Below are 24712 nucleotides of genomic sequence, written 5' to 3'. Positions count from 1 at the left end.
ATGTCCGCTCTGAAATTCTCCGAAGCTACAAACGACAAGCGTGCGCTCGAAGAGGGCGAGGCGTTCACGCCGCGCTTCGACGCGAACGGGCTGGTCACCGCGGTCGTCACCGATGCCTCTGACGGCATGCTGCTGATGGTGGCGCATATGAATGCCGAGGCGCTGGCGCTGTCGATCGAAACCGGCATCGCGCATTACTGGTCGCGGTCGCGCGGCTCGCTCTGGAAGAAGGGCGAGACCTCAGGGAATTTCCAGAACATCGTGGAGATGCGGACCGACTGCGACCAGGACGCGGTCTGGCTGCGTGTAAAAGTTACCGGCCACGACGCAACCTGTCACACCGGCAGGCGTTCCTGTTTCTATCGGACGGTGGGGCAAAAGGACGGCTTTGCGACGCTCAGCGCGGACGGCAGCGTTCCCCTGTTCGATACAGACGAGACCTATCGCAAGAAATCGTGAACCGGCTTCCGGTCCCGCGACACAAAGATTCACGATTTTAATACGTGTCCGGTGTACTCTGGTTTCGGGACAAGGGAGATCGTGATGCTCGAATGGGCGTCATTCCACGCGCGTCAGAACGTCCGGGAAGCCAACGGCTTTTCCTCGGGCACGGGCGCCGACGGTTCACAGATAGCCAAGGAAACCGGAATCTCCCTCGCGCTCGGCGGTGGTGCCGCGCGCGGCTGGGCACATATCGGCGTGCTGCGCGCGCTCGATGAAGCCGGCATTCGGATCAACATGATCGCCGGCACCTCGATCGGCGCACTGGTCGGCGGCTGCTACCTCGCGGGCAAGCTCGACCAGCTCGAGGAATTCGCCCGCAGCCTGACCAAGCGCCGCATCTTCGGCCTGTTCGACCTGCAGATCGTCGGCAATGGCCTGTTCGGCGGCATGAAGCTGGATTCGCGCATGCAGCAGCACATGTCCGGCCTGACCTTCGAGGACCTGCCGAAGCCGTTTGTCTGCGTTGCCGCTGAAATCCGCACCGGCCATGAGATCTGGCTGTCGAGCGGTTCGCTGATCAAGGCGATGCGGGCCTCCTATGCCCTGCCCGGTGTCTTCGAACCCGTGACTTGCAACGGTCGCGTCCTTGTCGATGGCGCGCTGGTCAATCCTGTACCGGTCTCGGTCTGCCGCGCCAACGAGCAGCCGCTGGTGGTGGCCGTCAACCTGCACTACGACCTGTTCGGCCGTGCGGCCGTCATCAAGCACAGTGCCGGCGAACTGATGGTCGAACGCGACGCCAAGCCGGCCGACCAGTTCGACGCCAATCGCAGCGCGCGTGAATCGCGGCTGGGCATTACCGGGGTGATGGTCGAGGCCTTCAATATCATCCAGGACCGCATTTCGCGGGCGCGCCTGGCCGGCGACCCGCCCGACCTGTCGCTGCAGCCCAAGCTCGGCCACATCGGCCTGTCGGAGTTCCACCGCGCCGACGAAGCGATCCGCCTCGGCTACGAGGCCACAAAGGCGCAGATGGAAGAGATCGTCCGACTGCAGGCCGTTCTCGGCTAAGGCCCGGCAAGCGACGCGTCGATGACGCGCAACTGTACTGTCCGGTTGCCGTTCCAGTGATTGACCGACAGCGACCCGGCGACATGGATGGTGCGACCGGTGTTCCTCAACAGGAACTCGCCGAGCGGCGCCTCGGCGGAGCGGAACGAGATGCCCTGGATGCGGCCGCCGCTCTCCGAGCGCAGGTCGATCCGCACATGGCCCGTGCCGATCACCCGGACATCGGCCAGCTTGTGCCGCGGCAAGACGAATGTCGGGGCCACGTGCCCCTGGCCGAACGGGCCGGCCTTTTCCAACGACTCGACAAGCGCCAGCGTCGCGCCTTCGGCGGCCAGCGCACCGTCAACCAGCAGGCTTTCCTCGTCCTGCAGGCGGAACACGTCTGCTGCCGCTCGCGTCTCGAAGAAGGCACGCAATTCGCCGAGCTTGGCGCGCTCGACGGTGATGCCGGCCGCCATGGCATGGCCGCCACCCTTGACCAGCAAGCCGGCCTCGACGGCCTCGCGCACCAGGCGACCCAGGTCGAAACCTGAAACGGAACGCCCCGAACCGGTGCCAAGGCCGTTGCCGTTGAAGGCAATGGCGAAAGCCGGCCGTCGGGCATGGTCCTTGAGCCGCGATGCCAGCAAGCCGACGATACCCGGATGCCAGGTGGTGTTGGCCGTCACCAGCACTGCCGGCCCCGGCCCGGCGCCGATCTCCGCATCGGCCTCGGCGCGTGCCTCGGCCAGCATGACCGTCTCCATCGCCTGCCGCTCCTGGTTCAGGCGATCGAGCGTTTCGGCGATCGTGCCGGCCTCGACCGGATCGTCGGTCGCCAGCAGCTTGCTGCCGAGCGCGGCATCGCCGATGCGCCCGCCGGCATTGATACGCGGTCCGAGCAGGAACGACAGATGGAACGTGTTCAGCGGTTCGCCGATGCGGGCGACGCGGGCGAGCGCGGTCAGCCCGGGATTGTTTTGCTGGCGCATCGCCTGCAGGCCCTTGACGACGAAGGCCCTGTTGACACCGGTCAGCGGCACCACGTCGGCCACGGTCGCGAGCGCCACCAGATCGAGCAGCTTGAGCAGGTCGGGGCGCGGGGCGTCCGGCACTCGCTCGCGCAACACCTTGGCGGTCTGCACCAATGTCAGGAAAGTCACCCCGGCGGCACAGAGATGGCCCTGGCCCGAAAGATCGTCGTCGCGGTTGGGATTGACCACTGCAGCGGCATTGGGCAGCGGGCCGCCGACCTGGTGGTGGTCGAGCACGACGACATCGGCGCCGGCCTCGTTGGCCGCGTCGATCGATGCCGCGCTGTTGGTGCCGCAGTCCACCGTGACGATCAGGCGGGCGCCGCGGCCGATCAGTTCACGCATCGCATCGGGATTGGGGCCGTAGCCTTCGAAGATGCGGTCAGGGATGTAGATTTCGGCCTCGACGCCGAAGTGGCCGAGAAACCGCTTCATCAGCGCAGACGAACTGGCACCATCGACGTCGTAATCGCCGAAGATGGCGACACGCTCGCCGCGCTGCACCGCATCGGCGATGCGGCTGGCGGCCTTGTGCATGTCGGTCAACGTTGCCGGGTCCGGCAGCAGGTCGCGGATGGTCGGATCGAGGAAGCGCTCGGCATCCTCCGGCAGGACGCCGCGCCCGGCCAGCACGCGCGCGACGATGTCGGGCACGCCATGGCCCTGGGCGATGGCAAGCGCCAGCATGTCCTGGCGTTCGGTCAGCCGGTGTTCCCATGAAACACCGGTGGCCGAACGCCTTACGCCGAGGAAATTACGCTTTTCAATCGCCATTCAAAGGAGGTCCACCCGCTTCGGATCGACCATAGGCGACCGCGACAAGCGCGTAATCAGAATTTTTCGAGATCCTGATGGCGCGCCTTGATTTCACGGACGGTCTTGGACGACGAGCGCAGCACAATGGTGTGCGTGGTGATCGAGTCGCGTCCGAACTTCACGCCGGCAAGCATGTTGCCGTCAGTGACGCCGGTCGCCGCAAACAGCACGTCGCCGCGCGCCATTTCCTCGATGCGATAGACCTTGTTGGGGTCTGTGATGCCCATGGTTGCCGCGCGAGCGACCTTGTCGGCGCTGTCGAGCAGCAGGCGGCCTTGCATCTGACCACCGGTGCAGCGCAGCGCCGCTGCCGCCAGCACCCCCTCCGGCGCACCGCCGGTGCCGAGATAGATGTCGATGCCGGTTTCATCCGGATCGGTGGTGTGGATGACGCCGGCCACGTCGCCGTCGCCGATCAGTCGAATGGCGGCACCGGTCGCGCGCACGGCTTCGATCAGCTTGGCATGACGCGGACGATCAAGGATGCAGGCGGTGACTTCTTCGACCGGCACGCCCTTGGCCTTGGCGACGCTGGCGATGTTCTCTGCCGGCGAGGCATCGATGTCGATGACGCCATCGGGGTAGCCCGGGCCGACGGCGATCTTGTCCATGTAGACGTCAGGGGCAAACAGCAGGCTGCCCTTTTCGGCAATGGCGATGACGGCCAACGCATTGGGCAGGTTCTTGGCGCAGATGGTGGTGCCTTCGAGCGGGTCGAGCGCGATGTCGACCTCGGGACCGCCCGCGCCGACTTCCTCGCCGATATACAGCATTGGTGCCTCGTCGCGCTCGCCTTCGCCGATGACGACGGTGCCATCGATGGCGAGGCGGTTCAGCTCCTGGCGCATGGCGTCGACAGCCACCTGGTCGGCGGCCTTCTCGTCGCCGCGTCCGCGCAGCCGTGCGGCAGCGACAGCCGCGCGCTCGGTGACGCGCACGAGTTCCATGGTGAGAATCCGGTCGAGGCCGGCAACAACGCTTTTCGCCATATCAGGGTCCTGAAGTCGATGAATTCGGAGCGCCCGAACCGGGCCGGCCCTTATTGTCAAACCCTTGTGACAACGGCAAGACCTGTTGCCCGCTTTATCGAAAGCGAAACAATATCAATCGATTGAAAGGTATCTAAGGCTTGACTGCCCGACCGAGGGCGCAATTCCGCCCTCGCCCGGAGCGCCAGCCTCAGCCGGCGCGCTCGATGCGAATGACCTGCGGCTTGTCGGTCAGGTGACCGTCCTTGGTCACGCCGTCGACAGCCTTGCGCACGGCAGCCTCGGTGGTCTCGTGCGTCACCAGGATGACGGTCTTCTGCGTAGCACCATCGGAACCGTTGGCGTGCTGGACGATCGATTCCAGCGAGATGTCGTTGTCGGCCATGCGCTTGGCGATCGCCGCGAACACGCCGGTACGATCATGCACGGTCAGGCGGATGAAATAACCGCCGGCGTGGCTGCGCATCTGCGCCTTCTTGTAGGGTCGCAGTTCCTTCGCCGGGCGGCCGAAGACCGGGCCGTGCTGGAAGCCGGGACGGCTCTTGGCGATGTCGGCAATGTCACCGACCACCGCAGAAGCCGTGGCATTGCCGCCGGCGCCGGGTCCGGACAGCAGCAGTTCGCCGAGGATGTCGGTCTCGATGGCAACCGCGTTGGTCACGCCATGAACCTGGGCGATGACGGACGCCGTCGGCACCATCGTCGGGTGGACGCGCTGCTCGATGCCGCTTTCGGTGCGCTGGGCAACGCCAAGCAGCTTGATGCGGTAGCCGAGCTCGCCAGCGGCACGGATGTCTGCCTGGGTGATGTTCGAGATGCCTTCGAGATAGATGTCGTCGGAGGCGATGCGCGTTCCGAAGGCCAAGCTGGTCAGGATCGCCAGCTTGTGCGCCGTGTCGTTGCCCTCGATGTCGAAGGTCGGGTCCGCTTCGGCATAGCCGAGGCGCTGCGCGTCCTTGAGGCAGGCCTCGAAGGTCAGGCCTTCCGCTTCCATGCGGGTCAGGATGTAATTGCAGGTACCGTTGAGAATGCCGAACACGCGGTTGACGCTGTTGCCGGCCATCGCCTCGCGCATGGTCTTGATGACCGGGATGCCACCGGCCACCGCCGCCTCGTAATTGAGCAGGACGCCCTTCTTCTCGGCCACTTCGGCAAGTGCCACGCCATGTTTTGCCAGCAGCGCCTTGTTGGCGGTGACGACATGACGGCCGGCATCGAGCGCGGCAGAGACGCAGGAACGCGCGGCACCTTCGTCGCCGCCGATCAGTTCGACGAAGACGTCGATGTCGGCTTTCTCGGCCAGTTCGATCGGGTCGTCGAACCATTTCGCGCCACCGAGGTCGACGCCGCGGTCGCGCGAGCGATCACGCGCGGAAACGGCGGTCACGACGATTTCACGGCCGCACTGGCGGGTGAGCTCCGCCGACTTGTCGCGCAGCACGCGCGCCACCGAAGCACCGACCGTGCCGAGACCGGCAATTCCAATACGCAATGCTTCAGCCATGGTCGACGGCGCCTCTTACTTCAGTAGTTCTGGGAATGTGTTCGTGACGCCGCTCAGCGATGGGCTGCGAGCGGAACCACGTTGTTGGGATGTTTGGCGGTGGTTTGCAGGAAGCGCTTGATGCTTCGTGCCGCCTGGCGGATGCGGTGCTCGTTCTCGACAAGCGCAAGGCGCACATAGTCGTCGCCGTGCTCGCCAAAGCCGACGCCCGGCGCCACGGCCACGTCGGCGTGCTCGATGAGCAGCTTCGAGAACTCGAGCGAACCAAGATGCTTGAACTGCTCCGGGATCGGCGCCCAGGCAAACATCGTCGCCGCCGGCGCCGGGATTTCCCAGCCGGCGCGAGCGAAGGAGTCGACCATGACGTCGCGGCGCTTGTGATAGACCTCGCGCACTTCGGCAATATCGGTGCCGTCGCCATTCAGGGCCGCGGTCGCCGCCACCTGGATGGGCGTGAACGCACCATAATCGAGATAGGACTTCACGCGCGTCAGCGCTGCGATCAGCCTTTCGTTGCCGACGGCAAAGCCCATGCGCCAGCCAGGCATCGAGAACGTCTTTGACATCGAGGTGAACTCGACGGTGACGTCGATCGCGCCCGGCACCTCAAGCACCGAAGGTGGCGGATTGCCGTCAAAATAGATCTCGGAATAAGCGAGGTCTGACAGGATGATGATGTCGTGCTTCTTCGCGAAGGCGACGACGTCCTTGTAGAAATCGAGCGAAGCGACGAAGGCCGTCGGATTGGACGGGTAGTTGAGGATCAGCGCCAGCGGCTTGGGGATCGAGTGGCGCACGCCACGCTCCAGCGCGGGAATGAAGCCGTCATCGGGCTTCGCCTGCAGCGAGCGGATGACGCCGCCCGACATGATGAAGCCGAAGGCGTGGATCGGATAGGTCGGATCGGGGCACAGCACCACGTCGCCGGGCGCGGTGATCGCCTGCGCCATGTTGGCGAAGCCTTCCTTGGAGCCGAGCGTGGCCACGACCTGGGTGTCCGGGTTGAGCTTCACGCCGAAGCGGCGGGCATAATAGTTTGCCTGGGCGCGGCGCAGGCCGGGAATGCCGCGCGACGACGAATAACGATGGGTGCGCGGGTCGCGGACCACTTCACAGAGCTTGTCGACAATCGCGGCAGGCGTCGGAAGGTCGGGATTGCCCATGCCAAGGTCGATTATATCGGCGCCGCGCGATCGGGCGCTGGCCTTCAGCCGGTTGACCTGCTCGAAGACGTAGGGCGGAAGGCGGCGGACCTTGTGAAATTCTTCCATGTCGCTTCTCAGGTAAACGGGGGCTGCGCGATGCGTGCGCGATATACACTCAATTGCAGGCGGGGTCGATAGGCTCGCACTTGCCTTCGATGGCCTTCAGCGTGTCGTCGCCATGCTTGCGGGCAAGCGTGGTCATCGCCACCGAACTGCCTCCACCGGCACCGGCCTTGGCGCCCTGCCGCCGTTGCGCAGCGTGAAGTTCGGCGAGCTTGGCCGCCTTCTGCTCTTCGGTGAACTGGGGCGCGGCAGCCGTCGGTCGGATGTTGAGGTTGGGATAGGTGCCGGTGTCCTGCGCGCCGCGACCGCCGGCAAGGGCGGTGCCACTGTCAGCGCTCGTCGTGCTGGAGCAGCCGCTGGCGACCACGGGCACTGCCAGCAATCCCGCCGATACGACCAGGCGGGCGCAGAAAAAAATATGCCGACCAACACGATGTGTCATAAAGTTTCCCCGACAGGCGCGGTAGAGCGCGTTGGACCCGGTAAGACGTCGCATGATAGTATGTCAACAATGGGCGCTTTGGGAGGACCTGCAAGAACCATGGCGAAGGTAGACGATTCGGACAAGCCGAGTGGCGATTCCCCCTCCTCCGTCGAGCAATACCTCGTCAAAGATCCCGAGCGCTTCGCACTCAACATGGCCCGCATGATCGAGCAGGCCGGCAAGGCCGCATCGGCCTGGGCCGAACCGCGCGAAAAAGGCGAGGTGCGCGACACCGTCGCCGAGCCGATGACCGACATGGTCAAGACCTTCTCCAAGCTCACCGAATACTGGCTGTCCGACCCGCAACGCGCGCTCGAAGCGCAGACCAGGCTGTTTTCCGGCTATCTCGACGTCTGGAGCAAGTCGGTCCAGCGGATGGGCGGCGACGAGGTCGAGGATACGGTCAAGCCTGAGCGCACCGACAAACGCTTCCTCGACCCCGAATGGGGCCGCAACGCCTTCTTCGACTTCCTCAAGCAAGCCTATCTGGTGACCGCTCGCTGGGCCGGCGACCTTGTCGACCACGCCGACGGCCTCGACGAGCACACCCGCCACAAGGCCGGATTTTACGTGAAGCAGGTCGCCAACGCGATCTCGCCGTCGAATTTCATCCTGACCAATCCGGAGCTGTTCCGCGAAACCGTCGCCAGCAACGGCGAAAACCTGGTGCGCGGCATGAAGATGTTCGCCGAGGACATCGTTGCCGGCAAGGGCGACCTCAAGCTCAGGCAGGCCGACTATTCCGGCTTCGAGATCGGCAAGAATATCGCCACCACGCCTGGCAAGGTGGTCGGTCGCAGCGACGTCGCCGAAATCATCCAATACGCTCCGACAACCGACAAGGTACTGAAGCGTCCGCTGCTGATCTGCCCGCCGTGGATCAACAAGTTCTACATCCTCGACCTCAACCCGCAGAAATCCTTCATCCGCTGGGCGGTCGAGCAGGGTCACACCGTCTTCGTCATCTCCTGGATCAATCCGGACCAGCGCCACGGGCTGAAGGACTGGGAGGCCTACATCCGCGAAGGCCTGCAATACGGCCTCGACACGGTCGAGCAGGCAACCGGCGAGCGCGAGGTCAACACCATCGGCTATTGCGTCGGCGGCACGCTGCTGGCTGCGGCGCTGGCACTGCTGGCGCAGGAAGGCGACCACCGCATCCGCTCGGTCACCTTCTTCACCACCCAGGTCGATTTCACCTATGCCGGCGACCTCAAGGTCTTCGTCGACGAAGACCAGATCGCCGCCCTGGAGCGCGCGATGAAGGATCGCGGCTATCTCGACGGCACCAAGATGGCGACCGCCTTCAACATGCTGCGTTCTGGCGACCTCATCTGGCCCTACGTCATCAACAACTACATGCGCGGCAAGGACCCGCTGCCGTTCGACCTGCTCTACTGGAACGCCGATTCGACGCGCATGGCGGCCGCAAACCATTCCTTCTACCTGCGCAACTGCTATCTCGAGAACAACCTGTCGCAAGGCCGGATGGAGCTTGCCGGCCGAACCATCTCGCTCGCCGACATCACCATTCCCGTCTACAACCTCGCCGCCCGCGAGGATCATATCGCGCCTGCCCGCTCGGTGTTCCTCGGCTGCCAGTATTTCGGTGGCGATGTCGATTATGTCGTCGGCGGGTCGGGCCATATCGCCGGCGTGGTCAATCCGCCGGCCGCGGGAAAGTATCAATTCTGGTCGAGCGGCAAGCCAACCGGCGACTTCGACACCTGGCTGAAGGGCGCCACCGAGACCGCCGGGTCGTGGTGGCCGCACTGGCAGCGCTGGATCGAGGCCAAGGACGATACACGCGTCGACGCCCGCAAGCCCGGCATCAACGGCAGGGTGCTGGAAGATGCCCCCGGCAGCTATGTCAAGGTCCGCGTGTAACCTGCTGTAATGTGTGGTGAGTTGACGCCCTTAACAAAGGGGGCGAGAACGTGGCGCCCATCATGATCTGGCCTTAATTGGCGCCTAGCCCGACCGTGGGGAGATCATTGCCGATGATCGGGTGCCGTTTCTTGTTCAGAAACGTGGTTGCGTAAACATACGATTTTGATCGCCAAGACGTAATCTTTGGCCTGCAGTGCATGAGAGGGGACCAGCTTGAGGTCAGGACGACTGCGATTCGCAGACCGGCGATGCGGCGTTGCGCTGACCGTACTGGTTTCGCTGCTGCCCGTATCCTGCTCCTCGACCGGCGAGCCCAACCTCGAACTCGCAAACCCCGCACTGACCGCTGACGCGACCGGCCAGGCCACAGGCGCCGATACGGTCGCGATGCCCGGTGCTCCCACCGCCAATCTTGCCATGAACGCCGAGGGCAACGCCGCCCTGCCCGACCAGGTCGGTTATGTTCCCCTTGCCAAGCCGGGCGGCGAAACGCCTGCCGAAGCAGCCATTGCCAGCGAGGAAGCGGCGCAGGCGCCCGTAGCGGCAGCCGCAGCGCAGCCCGCGATCGAGGAACAGCAGCCGGTTCAAACTGCCGAGGCCCAGGCAGCCAAACAGCCGGCGCAACAAGACACCGGCTTCTACCTGACCAATGGTCCTGCGCCACAGCAGGCCGAGCAGCCGAAGAAGAAGGGCTTCCTTGCCTCGCTCTTCGGCTCTTCGCCGGCCAAGGCCGCGCCCGCCGCGCAAAAAGCAAAGCCCCTGATCGAAAAGGCAGCTGAAGCGCCGGCGACACATGCAGCCGAAGCCAAGGCCAAGCCGATCATCACGCTTGCCTCGGCAAAGTCGGACGCCAAGCCGGTCGAACTGGCTTCGCTCGGTGGCGGCGGCGATTCGAACTGGGCGCTGCCCGGCGTTCGCCAGACCGACCTTTTCGAGATCAAGCGCAAGTCGGGCATCGACGACGACAGCGACGTCGACCTGCACGAGGACGAGGATCCCGGCCTGGAGGTGGCGTCCGCCGCCGGCATGGCACGACTCGCCCCCAACGGCCTGCTCAAGCAGACCGAAAGCGTCGATGTCGGCTGCCTGAAGCCGTCGCTGGTGCGCATCCTCAAGGCCGCCGAGCAGCACTACGGCAAGAAGATGATCGTGACGTCGGGCTATCGCAACGCTGAGCGTAATCGCCGGGCGCGCGGCGCCAAGAACTCGCAGCACATGTATTGCGCTGCCGCCGACATCCAGATTCCGGGTGTCGGCAAATGGGAACTGGCCACCTTCCTGCGGGCGATGCCCGGTCGCGGTGGCGTCGGCACCTATTGCCACACCAATTCCGTGCACATCGACGTCGGTCCGGAACGCGAGTGGAACTGGCGTTGCGGCCGCCGCCGTGGATAAGCCAAAAAAATTTCGCGGCGCAGCAAAAAGACGGGTTGCCTGTCGCGAACAAGCCAACTATACACCGCCTCACCTGAGCGCGCCCATCGTCTAGCGGTTAGGACACCGCCCTTTCACGGCGGTAACAGGGGTTCGATTCCCCTTGGGCGTACCAGGTTTTCCAACCACTTAGCAGCTGCACATGCCTACCCCGCGATAGCGGTCGAACACGTGTGCATCACTCAGTTCCCCTGTCCTTCCCCTCGCCGGCTTCCAAGCGACTACAAGGCTGAAAGCCAAGCGAGTGCTCTGGCCTCGTCGAGATCCAGCCACGCACTGCGCGCTCTTCGACCCCCATGTGCTTGCTTGCCGATCCGGCCATCGAACCACCGCTTCAGAACCTCGGGGTGAATGTAGCCCTTCCGGCAAACTGCGCGGGTGTTGCCGAGCCTGTTTGCGACTTCATCGATCACCTGATTGCACAGGCGTCGCCTGGCGGGCAGACCATCCGGACGCTCGAGATCCTTGAACAGCGCCAGCGCGCGCACAGTTCCACCCCAGGTCCTGAAATCCTTGGAACTGAAATCTGGACCGCACGCCTCGCGGATGTAGTCGTTCACGTCGTCGGACGTCACACGCGATCGTTCGCCATCGTCATCAATGTATTGGAAGAGGTGCTGCCCGGGCAATTCCTGTATGCGCCGGACCAGTGCTGCCATGCGGCGGTCGACAAGCTGCAACCGCCATTCCTTGCCGGACTTGCCCTTGAAGGCAAAGCGCAGGGTCGAGCCGCTGATGTCGACATGACGGCCGCGCAAGGTGGTCAAGCCGAAACTGCCGTTTTCGCGCGCATATCGAGCGCTGCCGACGCGGATCATGGTGTTGTCCAGGAGCCAGACGATTGCGGCGACAACCTTTTGCCGGGACAGGCTTCGCTTGCCCAGGTCCGCATTCACCTTGCGCCTCAGCCGGGGAAGTGCCCGGGCAAATTCGCCGAGGCTCGAGAACTTTGCCTCGTCGCGGCGTTCTGTCCAGCGCGGGTGATAGCGATACTGCTTGCGCCCGCGCTGGTCACGACCTGTTGCCTGGATATGGCCCAGGCTATCTGGGCAGATCCACACTTCGGTCCACGCCGGTGGGACGGCCAGGCCGCGAATCCGCTCCAGCTCGTCCGGACCCGTGACGCGGCCGTCGGCAGATCTATACGAGAAGCCCTTGCCGGCCCGGCGCCGGGAGATACCGGGCTCCTCGTCGTTGACATAGCGCAGACGCGCACGGCTTGAGGAAACGCCTGCCAAGCCCCTGCCCGCCTCATCCTGTTCGGTGCATGGTGGGCTGCCTGCGACGGCTGAACATCTGGGCCATCGTACGCGCGAGCCGTCTTTCCGGCTTGGCCTCTGCGACCGTGTCCGCCACCCTGCTGCGCTTTCGAATGCGCGCGGCATCCTGGAGCATGGTGCCCGCCCATCGATAGACATTGTTGGAGCTGACGACCTCACGCATGCGTATCATGCGGGCTGTCTGCTCCTGCACCGGCATGGAGACGGCGCGATAGATCGCCTCGCCCATGGCCGTGGGGTCGTAAGGATTGACGATCAGCGCATCGAGCAACTCCCGGGAAGCGCCGGCAAAGGTGCTCAGGATCAGCGCGCCCTGTTCATCGTCGCGGGCTGCCACGAACTCCTTGGCAACGAGGTTCATGCCGTCGTGAAGGCTGCTCACCACGCAGACATCGGCAGCGCGATAGACGGTATAGATGTCGCCCTGGTTGTGATGCTGATCCATCAGGATGATGGGGGAATAGCTCTCATTGCCGAAGCGGCGGTTGAAATCCTCGACGAAATCCAGGCACTCGCGATGCAGTTGCCCATATGCGGGAAGCACGCCCCTGCTGGGAGCGGCGATCTGCAGGAACACCAGCTTGCCTATCCATTCCGGATGCCGCTCAAACATCTGTTCCAATGCCAGGAACCGGTCGATGATGCCCTTGGTGTAGTCCATGCGCTCGACCCCGACCAACAGCCGCATCTGCTCGGGCAAGCCGAGGAAGTCGAAGATCTTGTCGCGGCATTCGGCAACTGGCGGCTGGCTTTCCAGCACCGACGGCGGCCAATCGATAGAGATCGGATACGGATGAACCAACGTGGTCTGTCCGCCGAACGATATTGCGGAGTGCTCGCGTTCGATCCGGCTTTCCAGAAAGCGGTCGATGCTTTCGATGAAGTTGTTGCAATGGAACTGGATGTGAAAGCCGACGATCGAGCTGCCGAGCAACCCGTCCAGGATTTCCTCCTTCCATGGGCAGATGCTGAACACTTCCGAGTTCGGCCATGGAATATGCCAGAAGGTAATGATCGTGGCGTCGGGCAGCCGCTGCCTCACCATCCGAGGAAGCAGCGCGAAATGATAATCCTGGATCAGCACGATCGGGTCGGGCCGGCGCGCTTCTTCGCACACGCGGTCGGCAAACTTCTGATTGACCGCCTTGTACTGCTCCCAGTCCGACTCCCGGAACACCGGGCGTGTAAAGACGATGTGGCAGAGCGGCCAAAGGCCGTCATTGGCGAACCCGAGATAGTAGCCCTGCTGCTCCTCCTCGCTCAGCCATACCCGGCTCAGCGTGTAGGCAGGCTTGTCGGGCGGCACTCGAATCCGGTCGTCGCTATCGACCACCATGCGATCGGCCGTACCGCCGCCGTGCGCAATCCACGTTCCCGCGCAGGCGCGCATGACCGGCTCCAGGGCCGATACCAACCCGCTGGCCGGCACGACGAGGTCAATCTTGCCGTCGGTGAGATTGTGGATGTAGGGCTCGCGATTGGAAACAAGGATGATCTGGGCGTCGGGAAGCTCCTTGTCGATGACAAGGCGCATCGCTTCGGGCGTCCAACTGGCCAGCGGACTGTCGGCCACCCGGTTGTTCTGCTCGAACTCGGGAAGGATCTGCTTGGGCATCTCCGTGGAATAGCCGGGCTGTTCGGCAACAGGCGGACTGCCGGCAAGACGCCCTCGGCGCATGGCGGCTGCCGCGAGGCAGGCAGCCGCGATCGACAACAACAGACTTAGGGCCACCACGGCCCAGAGGCCAATGTCGAGTTCGGAAGAAAAATTCTCAATTGCCATGAGGGGGATTGCCTGCTTTCCCGGTCGCAAGTCTTTCGCGACCCTGCATGTTCGAACTCCCTTGCGGTGAATGGGTTCCGAAAATCGATGCAATCAGGAACGCACGATCAGCGGCGCCAGTCCCTCGTGGCGCGGATCGAGATAGGCCACGATGCGATCCCCGACCCGCTGGAAATGGAGGTCCACCGCGACATTGCCAACGCTCAGGCGGCGGATGGAGACCTGGTCGATGCCGATGGGGAGGCGCGGACGCGTGACGTGGATTTCGGAAGCGAAGCCGTCGATCTCAAGACCCAGGCTGGCCTGGATGAGCATGAACACCGATCCCGATGACCAGGCCTGCGGCAGGCAAGCGACGGGATACGCCACAGGCGCCTCGCTGGGCGACCGGGTGAAGCCGCAGAACAGTTCCGGCAGGCGCATGTTGAAATGAACGGCAGCCTCGAACGTCCCGCTCATGAGGCGAACGACGCTGTCCCGGGCGCCGTAGCGCGCCAGGCCTGCCGCGCAGATGGCCGTGTCGTGCGGCCAGATCGACCCGTTGTGGTAGGACATCGGATTGAAGGGCAATTCGTCATCCGGCAGCGTCCTGACACCCCAGCCGGTGTGAAAGGCAGCACTCAGCAACTGGTCGGTGATCAACTGCGCCCGCGCGGGCGAAGGCAGGCCGACGTAAAGGAGATGGCCCGCATTCGATGCGCGCACCTGGCACGGCTGTCCCTCGCCGTCGATCGCCAGGGCGTAGAAGTTTCGATCCTCCATCCAGAAATGGCGTTCTACCGAAATGCGCATGCTTTCAGCGCAAGTGTGCCAGTGGGCAGCCTTGGCGTCTTCGCCCTTCAGGGTCGCAAGGTCGGCCAATCCCGCATAAGCCGCATAGGCATAGCCCTGGACCTCGACCAAGGCGATCGGGCCCTTCGGAATGCGGCCATCAGCGTGAAAAACCGCGTCGAAGCTGTCTTTCCATCCCTGATTGGCAAGGCCCGTCTCGGCCGCCCGCGCATAACTCACGAACCCGTATGGGTCATTCCGGCTTGCGTTTTCCATCCAGGCCGCGGCCTCATTGAGCGAGGGCCACAGCAGGTCGATGAACGAAAGATCGCCGGTGCGCTTGGCATATGCGGTGGCAAGATAGATGTAGAGCGGCGTGGTATCGACACCACCGTAGTACCTGCCGAATGGTAGTTCACGCAGCACCGCCATTTCGCCCTTGCGCGTCTCATGCATGATCTTGCCGGGCTGTGAATCGCTGAACATCGACGTCTCGGTCGCCTGGTGCTGGGCGAGAAACGACAGCACGCCGCGGGCAAGACCGGGATTGAGCCACAGCATCTGCAAGGCTGAAATCACCCCGTCGCGCCCGAACGCGGTAGAGAACCAGGGAATGCCGGCATAAGGATAGGGTCCCGTCGGAAGGTCGGTGGTCAGCAGCGCGATATCCGCGCGGGCGCGCGACAGCCAATCGTTGAACACACGGCCGGAACTATGGACATTGGCGCCATGACGCCGCTTGGCCCGCATTTGCCAGCGCGCCTTGGCAGCGGCTGCCCTATGCCGCTCGCGGCTCGGCGTCCCCCCATGATCGCCCCCGGCTTCAATGAACAGCGAAAGGCTGTCGCGGCGCTGCAGGTCCAACCGAAAGTCGGCGCGGTCGGCGGCCAGCGCAGACGGGTGAATGGAAAATGAAATCGTCGATTGCCGTTCGAGCCGGTCCAGTCCCTCGTAGCGCATTTTGACATGGTCGGCCTCGATCTCGATGTCGAAGGCCCGGCCGCGCTTGCTGCGCGTCGAACCGCGGACCTCGAACATGTCGCGAAAATCGGCCTCGAAACGCACGGAAAGGGGTAGCTCGACATCGTGCGCGCTGTAGTTGGACAGGCGGATGCGCTCGTACATCCTGTCGTCCCACAAAAGCCGCGACCTTTCGATGTGGATCACACCTTGTGGCGTTGGCGCGCCGCCATCGGGCGTCAGCGGCAAATTGGTCAGATTTGCGGTGAAGATGATGTTGTCCTGGCTGAGGGAGGCGCCCAGCAGCGATGGCTCCGTGTCGCCGATCAACAGCCGAAACAGCGAGAGTACGCGGGTATCGTCCCGGAAAAGCCCATCCCCGCGGCCTCGTATGTCGCCGTAGTCATCAGTCACGATGAAGCAATCGCTGTGTTTCAACGCGAACTGGCGATGTGGATTGCGCGGGGCCGCGTCGCCGAGCATTGCCAGGGCAACGGCTGGATCGAGATGACGTTCGTCGAGCTTGGCCAAATGCCTGCTCCCTCCTTGTCTCGGACGCGCTGCGAGGCGTCCAGATTTCAGCGCGCCAACCCGTCCATCAGCTGGACATAGGCGGCCTCGTACTCGCGGACCATGCGGTCGGCCGAAAACCTGGCTTCGAAGGTCTGCCGAACGGTTCTTCGGTCGAGTTCAGGCAAACGCACAACGGCAGCGACCGCCTCGTCGATCGACCGCACGATGTAGCCCGTAACCCCCTGGTCAATGATTTCAGGCATCGCGCCATTGTCCCAGGCAATCACCGGCGTGCCGAATGCCATGGCTTCGATGACGACCAGGCCGAACGGCTCGGGCCAGTCGATTGGAAACAGCAGGGCTGCGGCATTGCCCAGGAATTCGGCCTTGTCGCTCTCTCCGATCTCTCCGATGTACTCGATCTGCCGGCCGTCGATCATCGGCGCGATCGTTTCATGGAAGTATGTCCGATCGTCGTCCCCGATCTTTGCCGCGATCTTCAGTTTCAGTCCGCTGCGACGGGCAATTTCAATGGCCCGGTCCGGCCGCTTGTCGCGCGACAGACGACCGAGAAAGGCAAGATAGCCGAGGGGATCCCGCTCGACAGGACGATGAAGGTCGAGCGGCAGGCCATGCTGAACCGTGGCAATCCAGTTTGCTTCCTTCAAGGGCTGTCGCTGTCGGTCCGAGATGGAGATCATCGGGAAATGCGGCCACCTTCGATACGCATCCGGAAGGTCGGCATAGTCGAGGCGGCCGTGTGGTGTCGTCACCGTTCGCTCGGGAAAATCCTCAAAGAACGGGAAGTGGACAAAATGGCTGAGATGGAAATGAAGCAGGTCGAACTGATCTGCTTGCTGCCTTACCTGATGCAACATCGACAAATGTGCGGCTGTCGGCGAAGTCAGCGGATTGGCATCGAGCCTGAGTGCTTGGTGGCGAACGGGAACGAGGTCTGCCCTGGTCACAGCATCGGCGCTGGCAAATAGTGTCACCTGATGCCCGCGCTCCACCAGGCCGTCGACCAGATAAGCAATTATCCTTTCCGTTCCGCCGTAGAGCCGTGGGGGTACGCTTTCGTAGAGCGGCGCGATGTGCGCGATCTTCATGCCGTGGTTCCTGATGGTCGTCCCAGGGGTGAACCGCGCAACCGGCCAATGGTTCCCCTGACTGCGCTCACCGTGCTCGAATGGACAGCTCGGTTCGCAGGGTTCCCGCCCGACGGTGGAACGATCATCCGCCGAGCAGATTGAGGTCTGGAGCGGAGAACCGATAATGTATGTACTTGCCCTGGCAACCGACTATGACGAGACCCTTGCCGAGCACGGCCTGGTATCAGGCGCCACCTTCAAGGCATTGGAAGATTTCAAGAAAACCGGGCGCAAGCTGGTCCTCGTGACCGGACGCGAACTGCCCGACCTGGAACGGGTGTTCCCCCAACACGATGTCTTCGACAGGATCGTCGCCGAGAACGGGGCACTGCTCTACACGCCCGGGACGAAAAAAAAGCGGCTTTTGGCCCCCGCTCCACCGCAAGAATTTGTCGAGCGCCTGAGATCGCGCGGCGTGAGCCCACTCTATGTCGGGGATTCTATCGTCGCGACGCTGGTTCCCAACGAAACTATCGTCCTGGATGAAATCCGCAGGCTGGGGCTGGAACTGGAGATCATCTTCAACAAGGGCGCCGTCATGGTGCTGCCAAGCGGCATCAACAAGGCAACCGGGCTGGCGGCGGCGTTGGAAGAACTGGAGCTTTCGCCGCACAATGTCGTAGCGATCGGCGATGCGGAAAACGACCATGCGTTCCTGCGCGCCGCGGGTTACGGCGTCGCCGTGGCGAATGCCCTGCCATCCGTCAAGGAAACAGCCGACAGGGTGACGTCCGGCCAGCGTGGCGAAGGGGTCAGCGAACTGGTGGGCCAGCTCAGGGCCAATGACGCCGAGCTCATGCAAAGCAGCCGCCAGTTCGTCAAGCTAGGCGTCACCGGCTCCGGGTCAGACGTTGACATCTCGCCATCCGGCGGCGGGATCCTGATCGCCGGTAATTCGGGGATAGGCAAATCGACGCTTGCGACCATGCTCACCGAGCGTTTCGTCGAGAAGGGCTTCCAGTTCTGCATCCTCGACCCGGAAGGAGACTATGAGCAACTCCAGGATGTCGCCGTTGTCGGCGACGCTGGCACCCCGCCAAGCGTTCGGGAAATTCTGCACCTGCTGGCGAAACCGTCGAACAACATCGCCGTGAACATGCTCGGACTGAAGACCGACGACAGGCCGGAATATTTTGCCAAGCTGCTGCCCGAACTCGCGGCGCTGCGGGCCCGCACCGGCCGGCCGCATTGGCTGGTCATCGACGAAGCGCACCACCTCCTGCCCGCCGCGCGTGTCGGCGCCTCATTTTCGCTGCCCAAGGAACTTCCGGCGACCATCCTGATAACGGTACACCCAGACCTGGTCTCGACGGATGTCCTTGAGTCCGTCGAGACGGTCGTCGCGCTCGGCCCTGAGGCCGACCAGGTGCTTGCGCCCTTCTGCGAGGCCGTCGATGACCAAGCTCCCGCAGCCGTGTCGCCACCTTCCGACAAGCAAGTGATCTTCTGGAAGCGAGCGGCAGGCCAACCGCCGCAGGCGATTTCAGTCGATCCGCCCAGGCAGGAGAAAAAGCGGCACAAGCGCAAATATGCGGAAGGCGACCTCGGCGACAGCAGCTTCTATTTCAAGGGAGCAGAGGGCGCGCTCAACCTGAAAGCCCAGAACCTGATGATTTTCCTGCAGATAGCCGATGGGGTCGACGATCCCACCTGGGAACATCACCGCCGTGCCGGCGACTATTCCGATTGGTTTCGAAACAAGGTCAAGGACAAGAAGCTGGCCAAGGAGGCTTCGGCGATAGAACGCGACCAATCGCTGGACCCGAAGGCCAGCAGAGCGGCGATTTCGGAAGCAGTGCGGCGGCGGTACACGGTGGAGGCGTGAACCTCGACATACGCCAGATTGATGCCCATCAAAGCAAGCGTGCACATTCACGCAGGCGGAAGCGTTCATTTCTGGCGAACTTCTCGGCCCAGGACAGCCGTTCGAACCGATAGTCGGTTCGTCCTCCGTTTTCGAGAACGCGGACGATCCAACCATCACCGTGGTGCTTCACGAAGACATGGTTGGCGGCAAATTCCACGATCTCGCCCATGCGTCTTCTCCAAGGTTGGAGCCCAGCCTCCGCAGCCCAATGGCAGGACAACGGCCAACAACCCGATGAGTTGCAAGGAACCTTGCGCCCGGCCAATTCAATTGTGCTTCCCGGCCAGACCGCGCGAGCCGCCCCCCAAATAACAAGATCGGAACCATTGCCACTGGCCCGTCATTCTATCTCTCGTGGAAAACGAACGGACAGGTGCAACGATGGACAGCCGGTGCGAGAAGCTGGTGCGAAGCATTCTTGAAGATCCCATGGCGTCGGACGAGATCAAGATCCAAAGGCTGCGTCACTTCGAAGACGAGGCTCGAGCCCTGCAACGTGCCGCATCCGAAAGCGCGATGAACCCCGACGATGGCTGGCAGGCCGACTTGCGATGCGCTCGCATGGCGCTGGAAGAGCTGGGCGCCAGACGGATACGCAAGGGTGCCGCCTCGCTATGACCCATTCCTGGCGAAGCGAAAGCAACGCTCGCATCGACCAGCAACACGACCCGCGCTTTGGGATGCCACGTTGCTGGAGGATGAGCGGCGACAGACCAGTCTGGCCCGGGCAAGCTGCGACGGCGCTCGATCCGCAAAAATGGGCAGCGGGTGCAACGCGACAAGTTCTGCTGAACCTTTTGCATTTCCATACGTTCGATAGAAGCTGCGGACTGCGTCAACCGGGCATGGCGGCGCCGATGAACAGGAAGTCTTTTTCCCGGTTTCTCTTCCTGGCCAACGAATAGGCAGACGAGCATCTCACCCGCCCGGTCCGCAGCGCCCTTCGGGAGGAGCAACAACGATGTATGAACCGCAACGCGACCCCACCACGATCACGCCCTTCATCGGAACAGTGACGGTCAGCTTTTCCGACGCGATCATTGGATCGTCGAAGAATGCCAAGCTCTTGAGCATCCCGGGCAAGGATCCGGTCTATTTCCTCCCCTTCGAGGATGTCTATTTCGACTTCCTGACACGGGCGACGGTTGCAGATCATGAGCATCTGGGGATCGCGACCTACTGGAGCGTGAATGCCGTGGGCGAGGCTGCCGACAATTTCATGTGGTCATACGAAGCGCCCGAGCAATCGGACGCGATTCTTGAACGGCATGCCGCCTTCAATCCAAGAAAAGCGCGCATCGAGGCAACGCCGGCCGACGACCAGTTGCGCGCACACGACATTGCCGAATGACCAGAACAGAATTGCGCGGGCCGTCCTCCCACCCAGGCGGACCGGCCCGAACACCGGAAGGCCATGACGATGAAACTGTCCGGGCATGATGTCGATCTCGACGAGCCGGCGACTGTCTATGAAGACCGGTTCACACCCGGCCTGTTCTTCAGCCACCTCTCCCAGGCGATCCGATACGTCGCCTGCATTCCGATCGGAAAGCAGAGCGGCTCGGTGAGCATCGTCTCGCAGTCGGGGCTTCAATTCGGTGTGGCTGAAATCAACGTGTTGCACGACCACCTGCTGAGGTCGCGTGCGGCCAAGGCTAACCCCACGGCATTCTGACGCGCGGCGGCCAACTGCGGGCTGTTGCAGTCGACCGAAGCGATGGCGGAATACGCGAAATCACTTGCTTTTTGCCCAGATGGCTGGCCGAGACTCCATGCGGCTCGACGCACGCACTCATGATCGAGTGGCAGCAACGCAGCCGTCCCAGCCCGATCTTGCTGCCAGGGAACCTGATCCCGAACGCGACGTTGTGAAAAGAGGTTTCGATCCTTTCGAAACCAATTCCACCCACCAAGGGAAAAGAACATGAAACTGAAGCTGTGTACTGCCTTTGCCGCGCTTGCGTTGTCAGCGGGCCTTGCAAGCGCTCAAACGATCGTCATCCAGCCGGAGCAGCAAACCCTGATCAGGGAGTATGTCAAAACGCAACCGATGGCCTCGGTCGACCTGCCGGGACTGGAGATCAACATCGGCAACAAGCTGCCCGATACAGTCGAACTCCACGCCGTCGAGGTGCCTGACGTGACATACCAGTATGTAGTGGTTGGTGGTCGCACGGTGCTTGTCGATCCGGGCACCCGCGAGATCGTCTACGTCCTCGACTAGCGCCCCCTTCGGGACGGGCCGATCCACTTTCACCTCAGGAGAAGACAATGAACAACATCATTTACCTGGTCGGGCTGGTCGTAATCGTGCTCGCGATACTGTCGTTCTTTGGGTTGCGGTAGCCGTGCTTCGGGCAGGCTTTCCAACGTACCGCCTGCCGGGTCGACAAGAACGCCAGGCGCGCGAGATCATATGTTGCTGGGCATCCAAGGGAGGCAATCATGGCATCGGACCATTCACGCATCTCTGCGTTCACCGGAACAGTGACGGTCATGTTCTCGGATCTCGTCATCGCATCCTCGACGGAGGCGAAAGCGATCTGCGTGGATGACGAACCCGACGTGTTCTACATCCCATTCAAGGATATCAATTTCGAGCACCTGACCGCACTCAACAGGACGGTTCATCGGGAGGGCTGGGGCGTCGCCCATTTCTGGGCCGTATCCACGGAAACCGGCCAGGACTTCATGTGGGCATACCTGGAACCGGAGGCGAGCCTCGCTGCGCTTGCGAACCACGGCGCTTTCAATCCCGAACTTGCCAGTATCGCGGCCACCGCCACGAGGCATGACATCGCCACCGGCGAGCTGGAGACCCCTCTGCACCTGCCGACCGACGACGAACTGGTGAGGCATCTCGCGGAGACCACCGATGTGTCTCCCCTGCAAGCCGAGGCGCTGGTGCGGCGGCACGGCCGCGACAGGGCCAAGCTTGTGGCGCTGGCCAAGTCGTTCAAGGCGGAGAGCTAGCGCCGGTAATCGGGCTCGCCGTGTCGGAACTGTCCACTCGACCAGGCGTTTGCAGATTGGAACAGTATCGGAGGTACCAGCATGTCCCCGCAGGCAGAAGCGAAGAAGCAGCGATCGATCCAGCGAAAAGTGGAAAAGGACGACCGCCAGGAAAACAAGGGGGGCAAAAAGAGCGCGATGCAGGCCGGCGCTAGGCCCTACCCCACGCCTCCGTTTCCCAAACAGCACCTGCCTAAGCCCGGCGAGGAGGCACTGGTCGAACCCGCCCCACTTTACGATGCGCCCTACTACAAGGGTTCTGACAAGCTATCCGGCAAGGTCGCGCTGATCACCGGCGGCGACTCCGGCATCGGCCGGTCAGTGGCGGTCCTGTTTGCGCGCGAAGGCGCCGACATCGCCATCGGCTACCTGAGCGAACAGCGGGACGCCGAACGCACCCGCGAGGCGGTCGAGGCCGAGGGCCGGAAATGCATATTGTTGCCCGGCAACGTCGCCGAGAGGGAGGTCTCGCGCAAGCTGGTCGCGGCGACGATGAAGGCATTCGGTCGCCTCGACATCCTAGTCAACAACGCCGCCTTCCAGGTCCACTCGACCGACTTCGCCGACCTGACCGAAGAGCATTTCGATACGACGCTGAAGACCAACCTGTATGGCTATTTCCACATGAGCCAGGCCGCGATCGAACACATGCAGCCGGGGTCGGCCATCATCAACACCGGCTCGGTCACGGGCATCAGCGGCAGCAAGGAACTTGTCGACTATTCGATGACCAAGGGCGGCATCCATGCCTTCACCCGGGCGCTTGCCGCCAGCCTGGTCGACCAGGGGATCCGGGTAAACGCCATCGCCCCCGGTCCGGTCTGGACGCCGCTCAACCCTTCCGACAAGGAACCCGCGGACGTCTCGACATTTGGTGCGAAGACGCCAATGAGGCGGCCGGCGCAGCCCGAGGAAATCGCTCCGGCCTATGTGTTCCTCGCCTCATCCCACTGTTCCAGTTACATCACCGGCGAGATCCTGCCGATCATCGGCGGCTACTGACAAGTCGCGCCGGCCAGGCGGCGCGCGCCCGGCTTCCGCCCGACCGGCCCTGCTTGCACGCACATTCCCAATTGACGGAGACGGAAGATGGACATTCGGTCGACACTGACGGGACTATCCGAGGCCTTCAACGCGCACGATCTTGACCGCATCATGGAGTTCTTTTCCGACGATTGCATCCTTGAGATGCCAAGGGGAAGTGAGCGCTGGGGTTCCCGTTTCGAGGGCAAGCAAAACGTACGTCAAGCGCTGGGAACACGCTTTGAAGGCCTGCCCGACGTCCACTACGGCAATGTGGAGCATTTCGTGGATGCGACGGCCGATACCGGCATCTCAAAATGGACCCTCACCGGGACCACGCGAGAGGGCACGGCAATAGAGGTCCAAGGCTGTGACTTCTATACATTTCGCAATGGACAGGTGGCTCGCAAGGACTCCTACTGGAAAATCGTTGAGTAGTTGAACGTGCGGTTCAAGCGCTGTTGAGCGACAGCGCCTGGACCTCATCCAGTGAACTGGCGATGATTGCAGCGATGGCCTTGCCGGTGTCCGTCAGGGCGTTCACGTCGCGGGAACAGAGAGACAACGCCACCGACATTCGGTGACCGGAGAGCGGCACGAAGCCCAGTTTTCCGTCCCTGACCTCCTCGTAGACATCGATCAGGGTCAGGATGCTTATTCCCAGTCCTTCCTGAACGATCGCCTTCAGGAGAGCGATCGAGTTCGACACGGCGATCTTGTGGATCGGGGATCTCAATCTCTGGATAAGCAGGTCGGCCATGGGCCCTATGGTCAGGCTGTCGTCGGTCGATAGAAAATTCTCGCTCAGTATGTCTTCTATATCGACGGATTTCCGTTGCATCAGTCTGTGCGACGGGTGCGCGACTATTCCAAGGCTCAGATGGGCCGTCTTGACGATGTTCAGCCCGATATCCTGAGGCGTATTGAATGCGATCGCCAGATCTATGGAGCCGGACTTGACCTTGTCGAGTATGATGTTGGTGCCGTCGACATAAGCGCGCAGGCTGGCTCCGGGATGCTGGGCCTGAAGCATGCGAAACGCCTTCGGCAGGAACCCCGTCGACAGGCACTCCATGATTCCGATGCTCACCGTGCTGCCGCACGAGGGACGCAAGCCTTCCATTTCAGCATCGGTCGCGGTGACTTCCTGCTGCAACTTTCTGACCTGGCCCACCAGGATGCGACCGGCCTCCGTGGGCCGCATTCCGCGTGGCAGGCGCTCGAAAAGCGGCTGCCCATATTCGAGCTCGAGATTGAGTATCTGGCGATTGACCGCCGAGGGTGTCGCATTCATCTGCTCCGCTGCCTTACGGATCGACCCAAAACGGGCGACCATTTCCAGCGCCTTCGCGCCTTGCGTAATCAACGGCATTCGCGACACCTGCGACTGTACAGTTTTTTGATACACTACTGACGCAAATATTCGCTGGTCAATGAGG

General features: G+C 62.7%; 23 protein-coding genes and 1 tRNA gene. 13 read left to right on the top strand and 11 right to left on the bottom strand.

The window, feature by feature from the left end; genetic code table 11:
- Together hisI and ASC75_RS04415 are read left to right on the top strand one after the other, a co-directional pair.
- Positions 1-459, top strand: a complete 459-nt coding sequence (gene hisI / locus ASC75_RS04420; protein ID WP_055970894.1) for a phosphoribosyl-AMP cyclohydrolase — start codon at positions 1-3, stop codon at positions 457-459.
- A gap of 84 nt (positions 460-543) precedes the next feature.
- A complete protein-coding gene (locus tag ASC75_RS04415; RefSeq protein ID WP_055970891.1) occupies positions 544-1515 on the top strand; it encodes a patatin family protein in 972 nt (323 codons plus the stop codon).
- Here the strand turns inward: ASC75_RS04415 and recJ are convergent.
- The 5 genes from recJ to ASC75_RS04390 form a co-directional block, all read right to left on the bottom strand.
- Entirely contained in the window at positions 1512-3302 is a 1791-nt protein-coding gene (gene recJ / locus ASC75_RS04410; protein ID WP_055970889.1) for a single-stranded-DNA-specific exonuclease RecJ, read from the bottom strand. The two genes, ASC75_RS04415 and recJ, sit on opposite strands and share 4 nt — an antisense overlap.
- A 56-nt stretch (positions 3303-3358) precedes the next feature.
- A complete protein-coding gene (glpX, locus tag ASC75_RS04405) occupies positions 3359-4333 on the bottom strand; it encodes a class II fructose-bisphosphatase (RefSeq protein ID WP_055970887.1) in 975 nt (324 codons plus the stop codon).
- Positions 4334-4523: 190 nt separating this feature from the next.
- Positions 4524-5837, bottom strand: coding sequence for a homoserine dehydrogenase (locus ASC75_RS04400; RefSeq protein ID WP_055970885.1), 1314 nt, complete (start codon positions 5835-5837; stop codon positions 4524-4526).
- Positions 5838-5890: 53 nt separating this feature from the next.
- Entirely contained in the window at positions 5891-7108 is a 1218-nt protein-coding gene (locus ASC75_RS04395; RefSeq protein ID WP_055970882.1) for an LL-diaminopimelate aminotransferase, read from the bottom strand.
- 49 nt (positions 7109-7157) lie between these two features.
- Positions 7158-7547, bottom strand: coding sequence for a hypothetical protein (locus ASC75_RS04390; protein WP_082496390.1), 390 nt, complete (start codon positions 7545-7547; stop codon positions 7158-7160).
- Positions 7548-7646: 99 nt separating this feature from the next.
- Here ASC75_RS04390 and phaC point away from each other — a divergent pair, with 99 nt between their 5' ends.
- From phaC to ASC75_RS04375, 3 genes are all read left to right on the top strand, one after another.
- A complete protein-coding gene (gene phaC, locus ASC75_RS04385) occupies positions 7647-9476 on the top strand; it encodes a class I poly(R)-hydroxyalkanoic acid synthase (protein ID WP_055970878.1) in 1830 nt (609 codons plus the stop codon).
- A gap of 216 nt (positions 9477-9692) precedes the next feature.
- A complete protein-coding gene (locus ASC75_RS04380; RefSeq protein ID WP_082496389.1) occupies positions 9693-10874 on the top strand; it encodes a YcbK family protein in 1182 nt (393 codons plus the stop codon).
- Positions 10875-10953: 79 nt separating this feature from the next.
- A tRNA-Glu gene (locus ASC75_RS04375) sits at positions 10954-11028 on the top strand.
- Positions 11029-11134: 106 nt separating this feature from the next.
- Here the strand turns inward: ASC75_RS04375 and ASC75_RS04370 are convergent.
- From ASC75_RS04370 to ASC75_RS04355, 4 genes are all read right to left on the bottom strand, one after another.
- Positions 11135-12151 (bottom strand): DNA topoisomerase IB, encoded by a 1017-nt coding sequence (locus tag ASC75_RS04370; RefSeq protein WP_055970876.1) that lies wholly within the window; start codon positions 12149-12151, stop codon positions 11135-11137.
- A 13-nt stretch (positions 12152-12164) separates the two neighbouring features.
- Complete coding sequence (locus ASC75_RS04365) at positions 12165-13976, bottom strand: trehalose-6-phosphate synthase (RefSeq protein ID WP_055970874.1); 1812 nt, start codon at positions 13974-13976, stop codon at positions 12165-12167.
- A gap of 93 nt (positions 13977-14069) precedes the next feature.
- The gene (locus tag ASC75_RS04360; protein ID WP_055970871.1) at positions 14070-16238 is read right to left on the bottom strand and encodes an amylo-alpha-1,6-glucosidase; all 2169 of its coding nucleotides are present in this window, start codon (positions 16236-16238) and stop codon (positions 14070-14072) included.
- Between the two features lie 47 nt (positions 16239-16285).
- Entirely contained in the window at positions 16286-17329 is a 1044-nt protein-coding gene (locus ASC75_RS04355) for a glycosyltransferase family 4 protein (RefSeq protein ID WP_055970870.1), read from the bottom strand.
- 166 nt (positions 17330-17495) lie between these two features.
- Here ASC75_RS04355 and ASC75_RS04350 point away from each other — a divergent pair, with 166 nt between their 5' ends.
- Positions 17496-19196 carry an HAD-IIB family hydrolase gene (locus ASC75_RS04350; protein WP_055970868.1) on the top strand — a complete coding sequence of 567 codons (1701 nt, stop codon included), beginning with the start codon at positions 17496-17498 and terminating at the stop codon, positions 19194-19196.
- Positions 19197-19224: 28 nt separating this feature from the next.
- Here the strand turns inward: ASC75_RS04350 and ASC75_RS04345 are convergent, their stop codons facing one another.
- Entirely contained in the window at positions 19225-19407 is a 183-nt protein-coding gene (locus ASC75_RS04345) for a hypothetical protein (RefSeq protein ID WP_055970866.1), read from the bottom strand.
- Positions 19408-19643: 236 nt separating this feature from the next.
- Between ASC75_RS04345 and ASC75_RS04340 the strand changes: the two genes are divergently transcribed.
- The 7 genes from ASC75_RS04340 (at position 19644) to ASC75_RS04310 (ending at position 23711) form a co-directional block, all read left to right on the top strand.
- Positions 19644-19856: a hypothetical protein gene (locus ASC75_RS04340; protein WP_244487751.1), complete on the top strand. Its 213-nt coding sequence runs from the start codon at positions 19644-19646 to the stop codon at positions 19854-19856.
- A 343-nt stretch (positions 19857-20199) separates the two neighbouring features.
- Positions 20200-20589 (top strand): DUF427 domain-containing protein, encoded by a 390-nt coding sequence (locus ASC75_RS04335; protein ID WP_055970862.1) that lies wholly within the window; start codon positions 20200-20202, stop codon positions 20587-20589.
- 63 nt (positions 20590-20652) lie between these two features.
- Positions 20653-20913, top strand: coding sequence for a hypothetical protein (locus tag ASC75_RS04330; protein ID WP_156381101.1), 261 nt, complete (start codon positions 20653-20655; stop codon positions 20911-20913).
- A 249-nt stretch (positions 20914-21162) separates the two neighbouring features.
- The gene (locus ASC75_RS04325) at positions 21163-21462 is read left to right on the top strand and encodes a DUF1236 domain-containing protein (RefSeq protein ID WP_055970858.1); all 300 of its coding nucleotides are present in this window, start codon (positions 21163-21165) and stop codon (positions 21460-21462) included.
- Between the two features lie 221 nt (positions 21463-21683).
- Positions 21684-22211: a DUF427 domain-containing protein gene (locus tag ASC75_RS26915; RefSeq protein ID WP_055970856.1), complete on the top strand. Its 528-nt coding sequence runs from the start codon at positions 21684-21686 to the stop codon at positions 22209-22211.
- A gap of 81 nt (positions 22212-22292) precedes the next feature.
- On the top strand, positions 22293-23252 hold the full coding sequence (locus ASC75_RS04315; RefSeq protein WP_055970854.1) for an SDR family oxidoreductase: 960 nt from the start codon (positions 22293-22295) through the stop codon (positions 23250-23252).
- An 87-nt stretch (positions 23253-23339) separates the two neighbouring features.
- Positions 23340-23711 (top strand): nuclear transport factor 2 family protein, encoded by a 372-nt coding sequence (locus ASC75_RS04310; RefSeq protein WP_055970853.1) that lies wholly within the window; start codon positions 23340-23342, stop codon positions 23709-23711.
- A gap of 13 nt (positions 23712-23724) precedes the next feature.
- Here the strand turns inward: ASC75_RS04310 and ASC75_RS04305 are convergent, their stop codons facing one another.
- Complete coding sequence (locus ASC75_RS04305) at positions 23725-24645, bottom strand: LysR family transcriptional regulator (protein WP_055970851.1); 921 nt, start codon at positions 24643-24645, stop codon at positions 23725-23727.
- Positions 24646-24712 lie beyond the last annotated feature (67 nt).

This window comes from Aminobacter sp. DSM 101952 (genome assembly GCF_001424795.1).
In the GTDB taxonomy this organism is placed as follows: domain Bacteria; phylum Pseudomonadota; class Alphaproteobacteria; order Rhizobiales; family Rhizobiaceae; genus Aminobacter; species Aminobacter aganoensis.
This window is presented reverse-complemented; position numbering and strand designations above follow the sequence as displayed.

Bases quoted from the DNA above. Each gene is read 5' to 3' on its own strand.
- hisI (WP_055970894.1), top strand. From the start codon at position 1: ATGTCCGCTCTGAAATTCTCCGAAGCTACAAACGACAAGCGTGCGCTC.
- ASC75_RS04415 (WP_055970891.1), top strand. From the start codon at position 544: ATGCTCGAATGGGCGTCATTCCACGCGCGTCAGAACGTCCGGGAAGCC.
- recJ (WP_055970889.1), bottom strand. From the start codon at position 3,302: ATGGCGATTGAAAAGCGTAATTTCCTCGGCGTAAGGCGTTCGGCCACC.
- glpX (WP_055970887.1), bottom strand. From the start codon at position 4,333: ATGGCGAAAAGCGTTGTTGCCGGCCTCGACCGGATTCTCACCATGGAA.
- ASC75_RS04400 (WP_055970885.1), bottom strand. From the start codon at position 5,837: ATGGCTGAAGCATTGCGTATTGGAATTGCCGGTCTCGGCACGGTCGGT.
- ASC75_RS04395 (WP_055970882.1), bottom strand. From the start codon at position 7,108: ATGGAAGAATTTCACAAGGTCCGCCGCCTTCCGCCCTACGTCTTCGAG.
- ASC75_RS04390 (WP_082496390.1), bottom strand. From the start codon at position 7,547: ATGACACATCGTGTTGGTCGGCATATTTTTTTCTGCGCCCGCCTGGTC.
- phaC (WP_055970878.1), top strand. From the start codon at position 7,647: ATGGCGAAGGTAGACGATTCGGACAAGCCGAGTGGCGATTCCCCCTCC.
- ASC75_RS04365 (WP_055970874.1), bottom strand. From the start codon at position 13,976: ATGGCAATTGAGAATTTTTCTTCCGAACTCGACATTGGCCTCTGGGCC.
- ASC75_RS04355 (WP_055970870.1), bottom strand. From the start codon at position 17,329: ATGAAGATCGCGCACATCGCGCCGCTCTACGAAAGCGTACCCCCACGG.
- ASC75_RS04350 (WP_055970868.1), top strand. From the start codon at position 17,496: ATGTATGTACTTGCCCTGGCAACCGACTATGACGAGACCCTTGCCGAG.
- ASC75_RS04345 (WP_055970866.1), bottom strand. From the start codon at position 19,407: ATGGGCGAGATCGTGGAATTTGCCGCCAACCATGTCTTCGTGAAGCAC.
- ASC75_RS04335 (WP_055970862.1), top strand. From the start codon at position 20,200: ATGTATGAACCGCAACGCGACCCCACCACGATCACGCCCTTCATCGGA.
- ASC75_RS04330 (WP_156381101.1), top strand. From the start codon at position 20,653: ATGACGATGAAACTGTCCGGGCATGATGTCGATCTCGACGAGCCGGCG.
- ASC75_RS04325 (WP_055970858.1), top strand. From the start codon at position 21,163: ATGAAACTGAAGCTGTGTACTGCCTTTGCCGCGCTTGCGTTGTCAGCG.
- ASC75_RS26915 (WP_055970856.1), top strand. From the start codon at position 21,684: ATGGCATCGGACCATTCACGCATCTCTGCGTTCACCGGAACAGTGACG.
- ASC75_RS04315 (WP_055970854.1), top strand. From the start codon at position 22,293: ATGTCCCCGCAGGCAGAAGCGAAGAAGCAGCGATCGATCCAGCGAAAA.
- ASC75_RS04310 (WP_055970853.1), top strand. From the start codon at position 23,340: ATGGACATTCGGTCGACACTGACGGGACTATCCGAGGCCTTCAACGCG.
- ASC75_RS04305 (WP_055970851.1), bottom strand. From the start codon at position 24,645: ATGCCGTTGATTACGCAAGGCGCGAAGGCGCTGGAAATGGTCGCCCGT.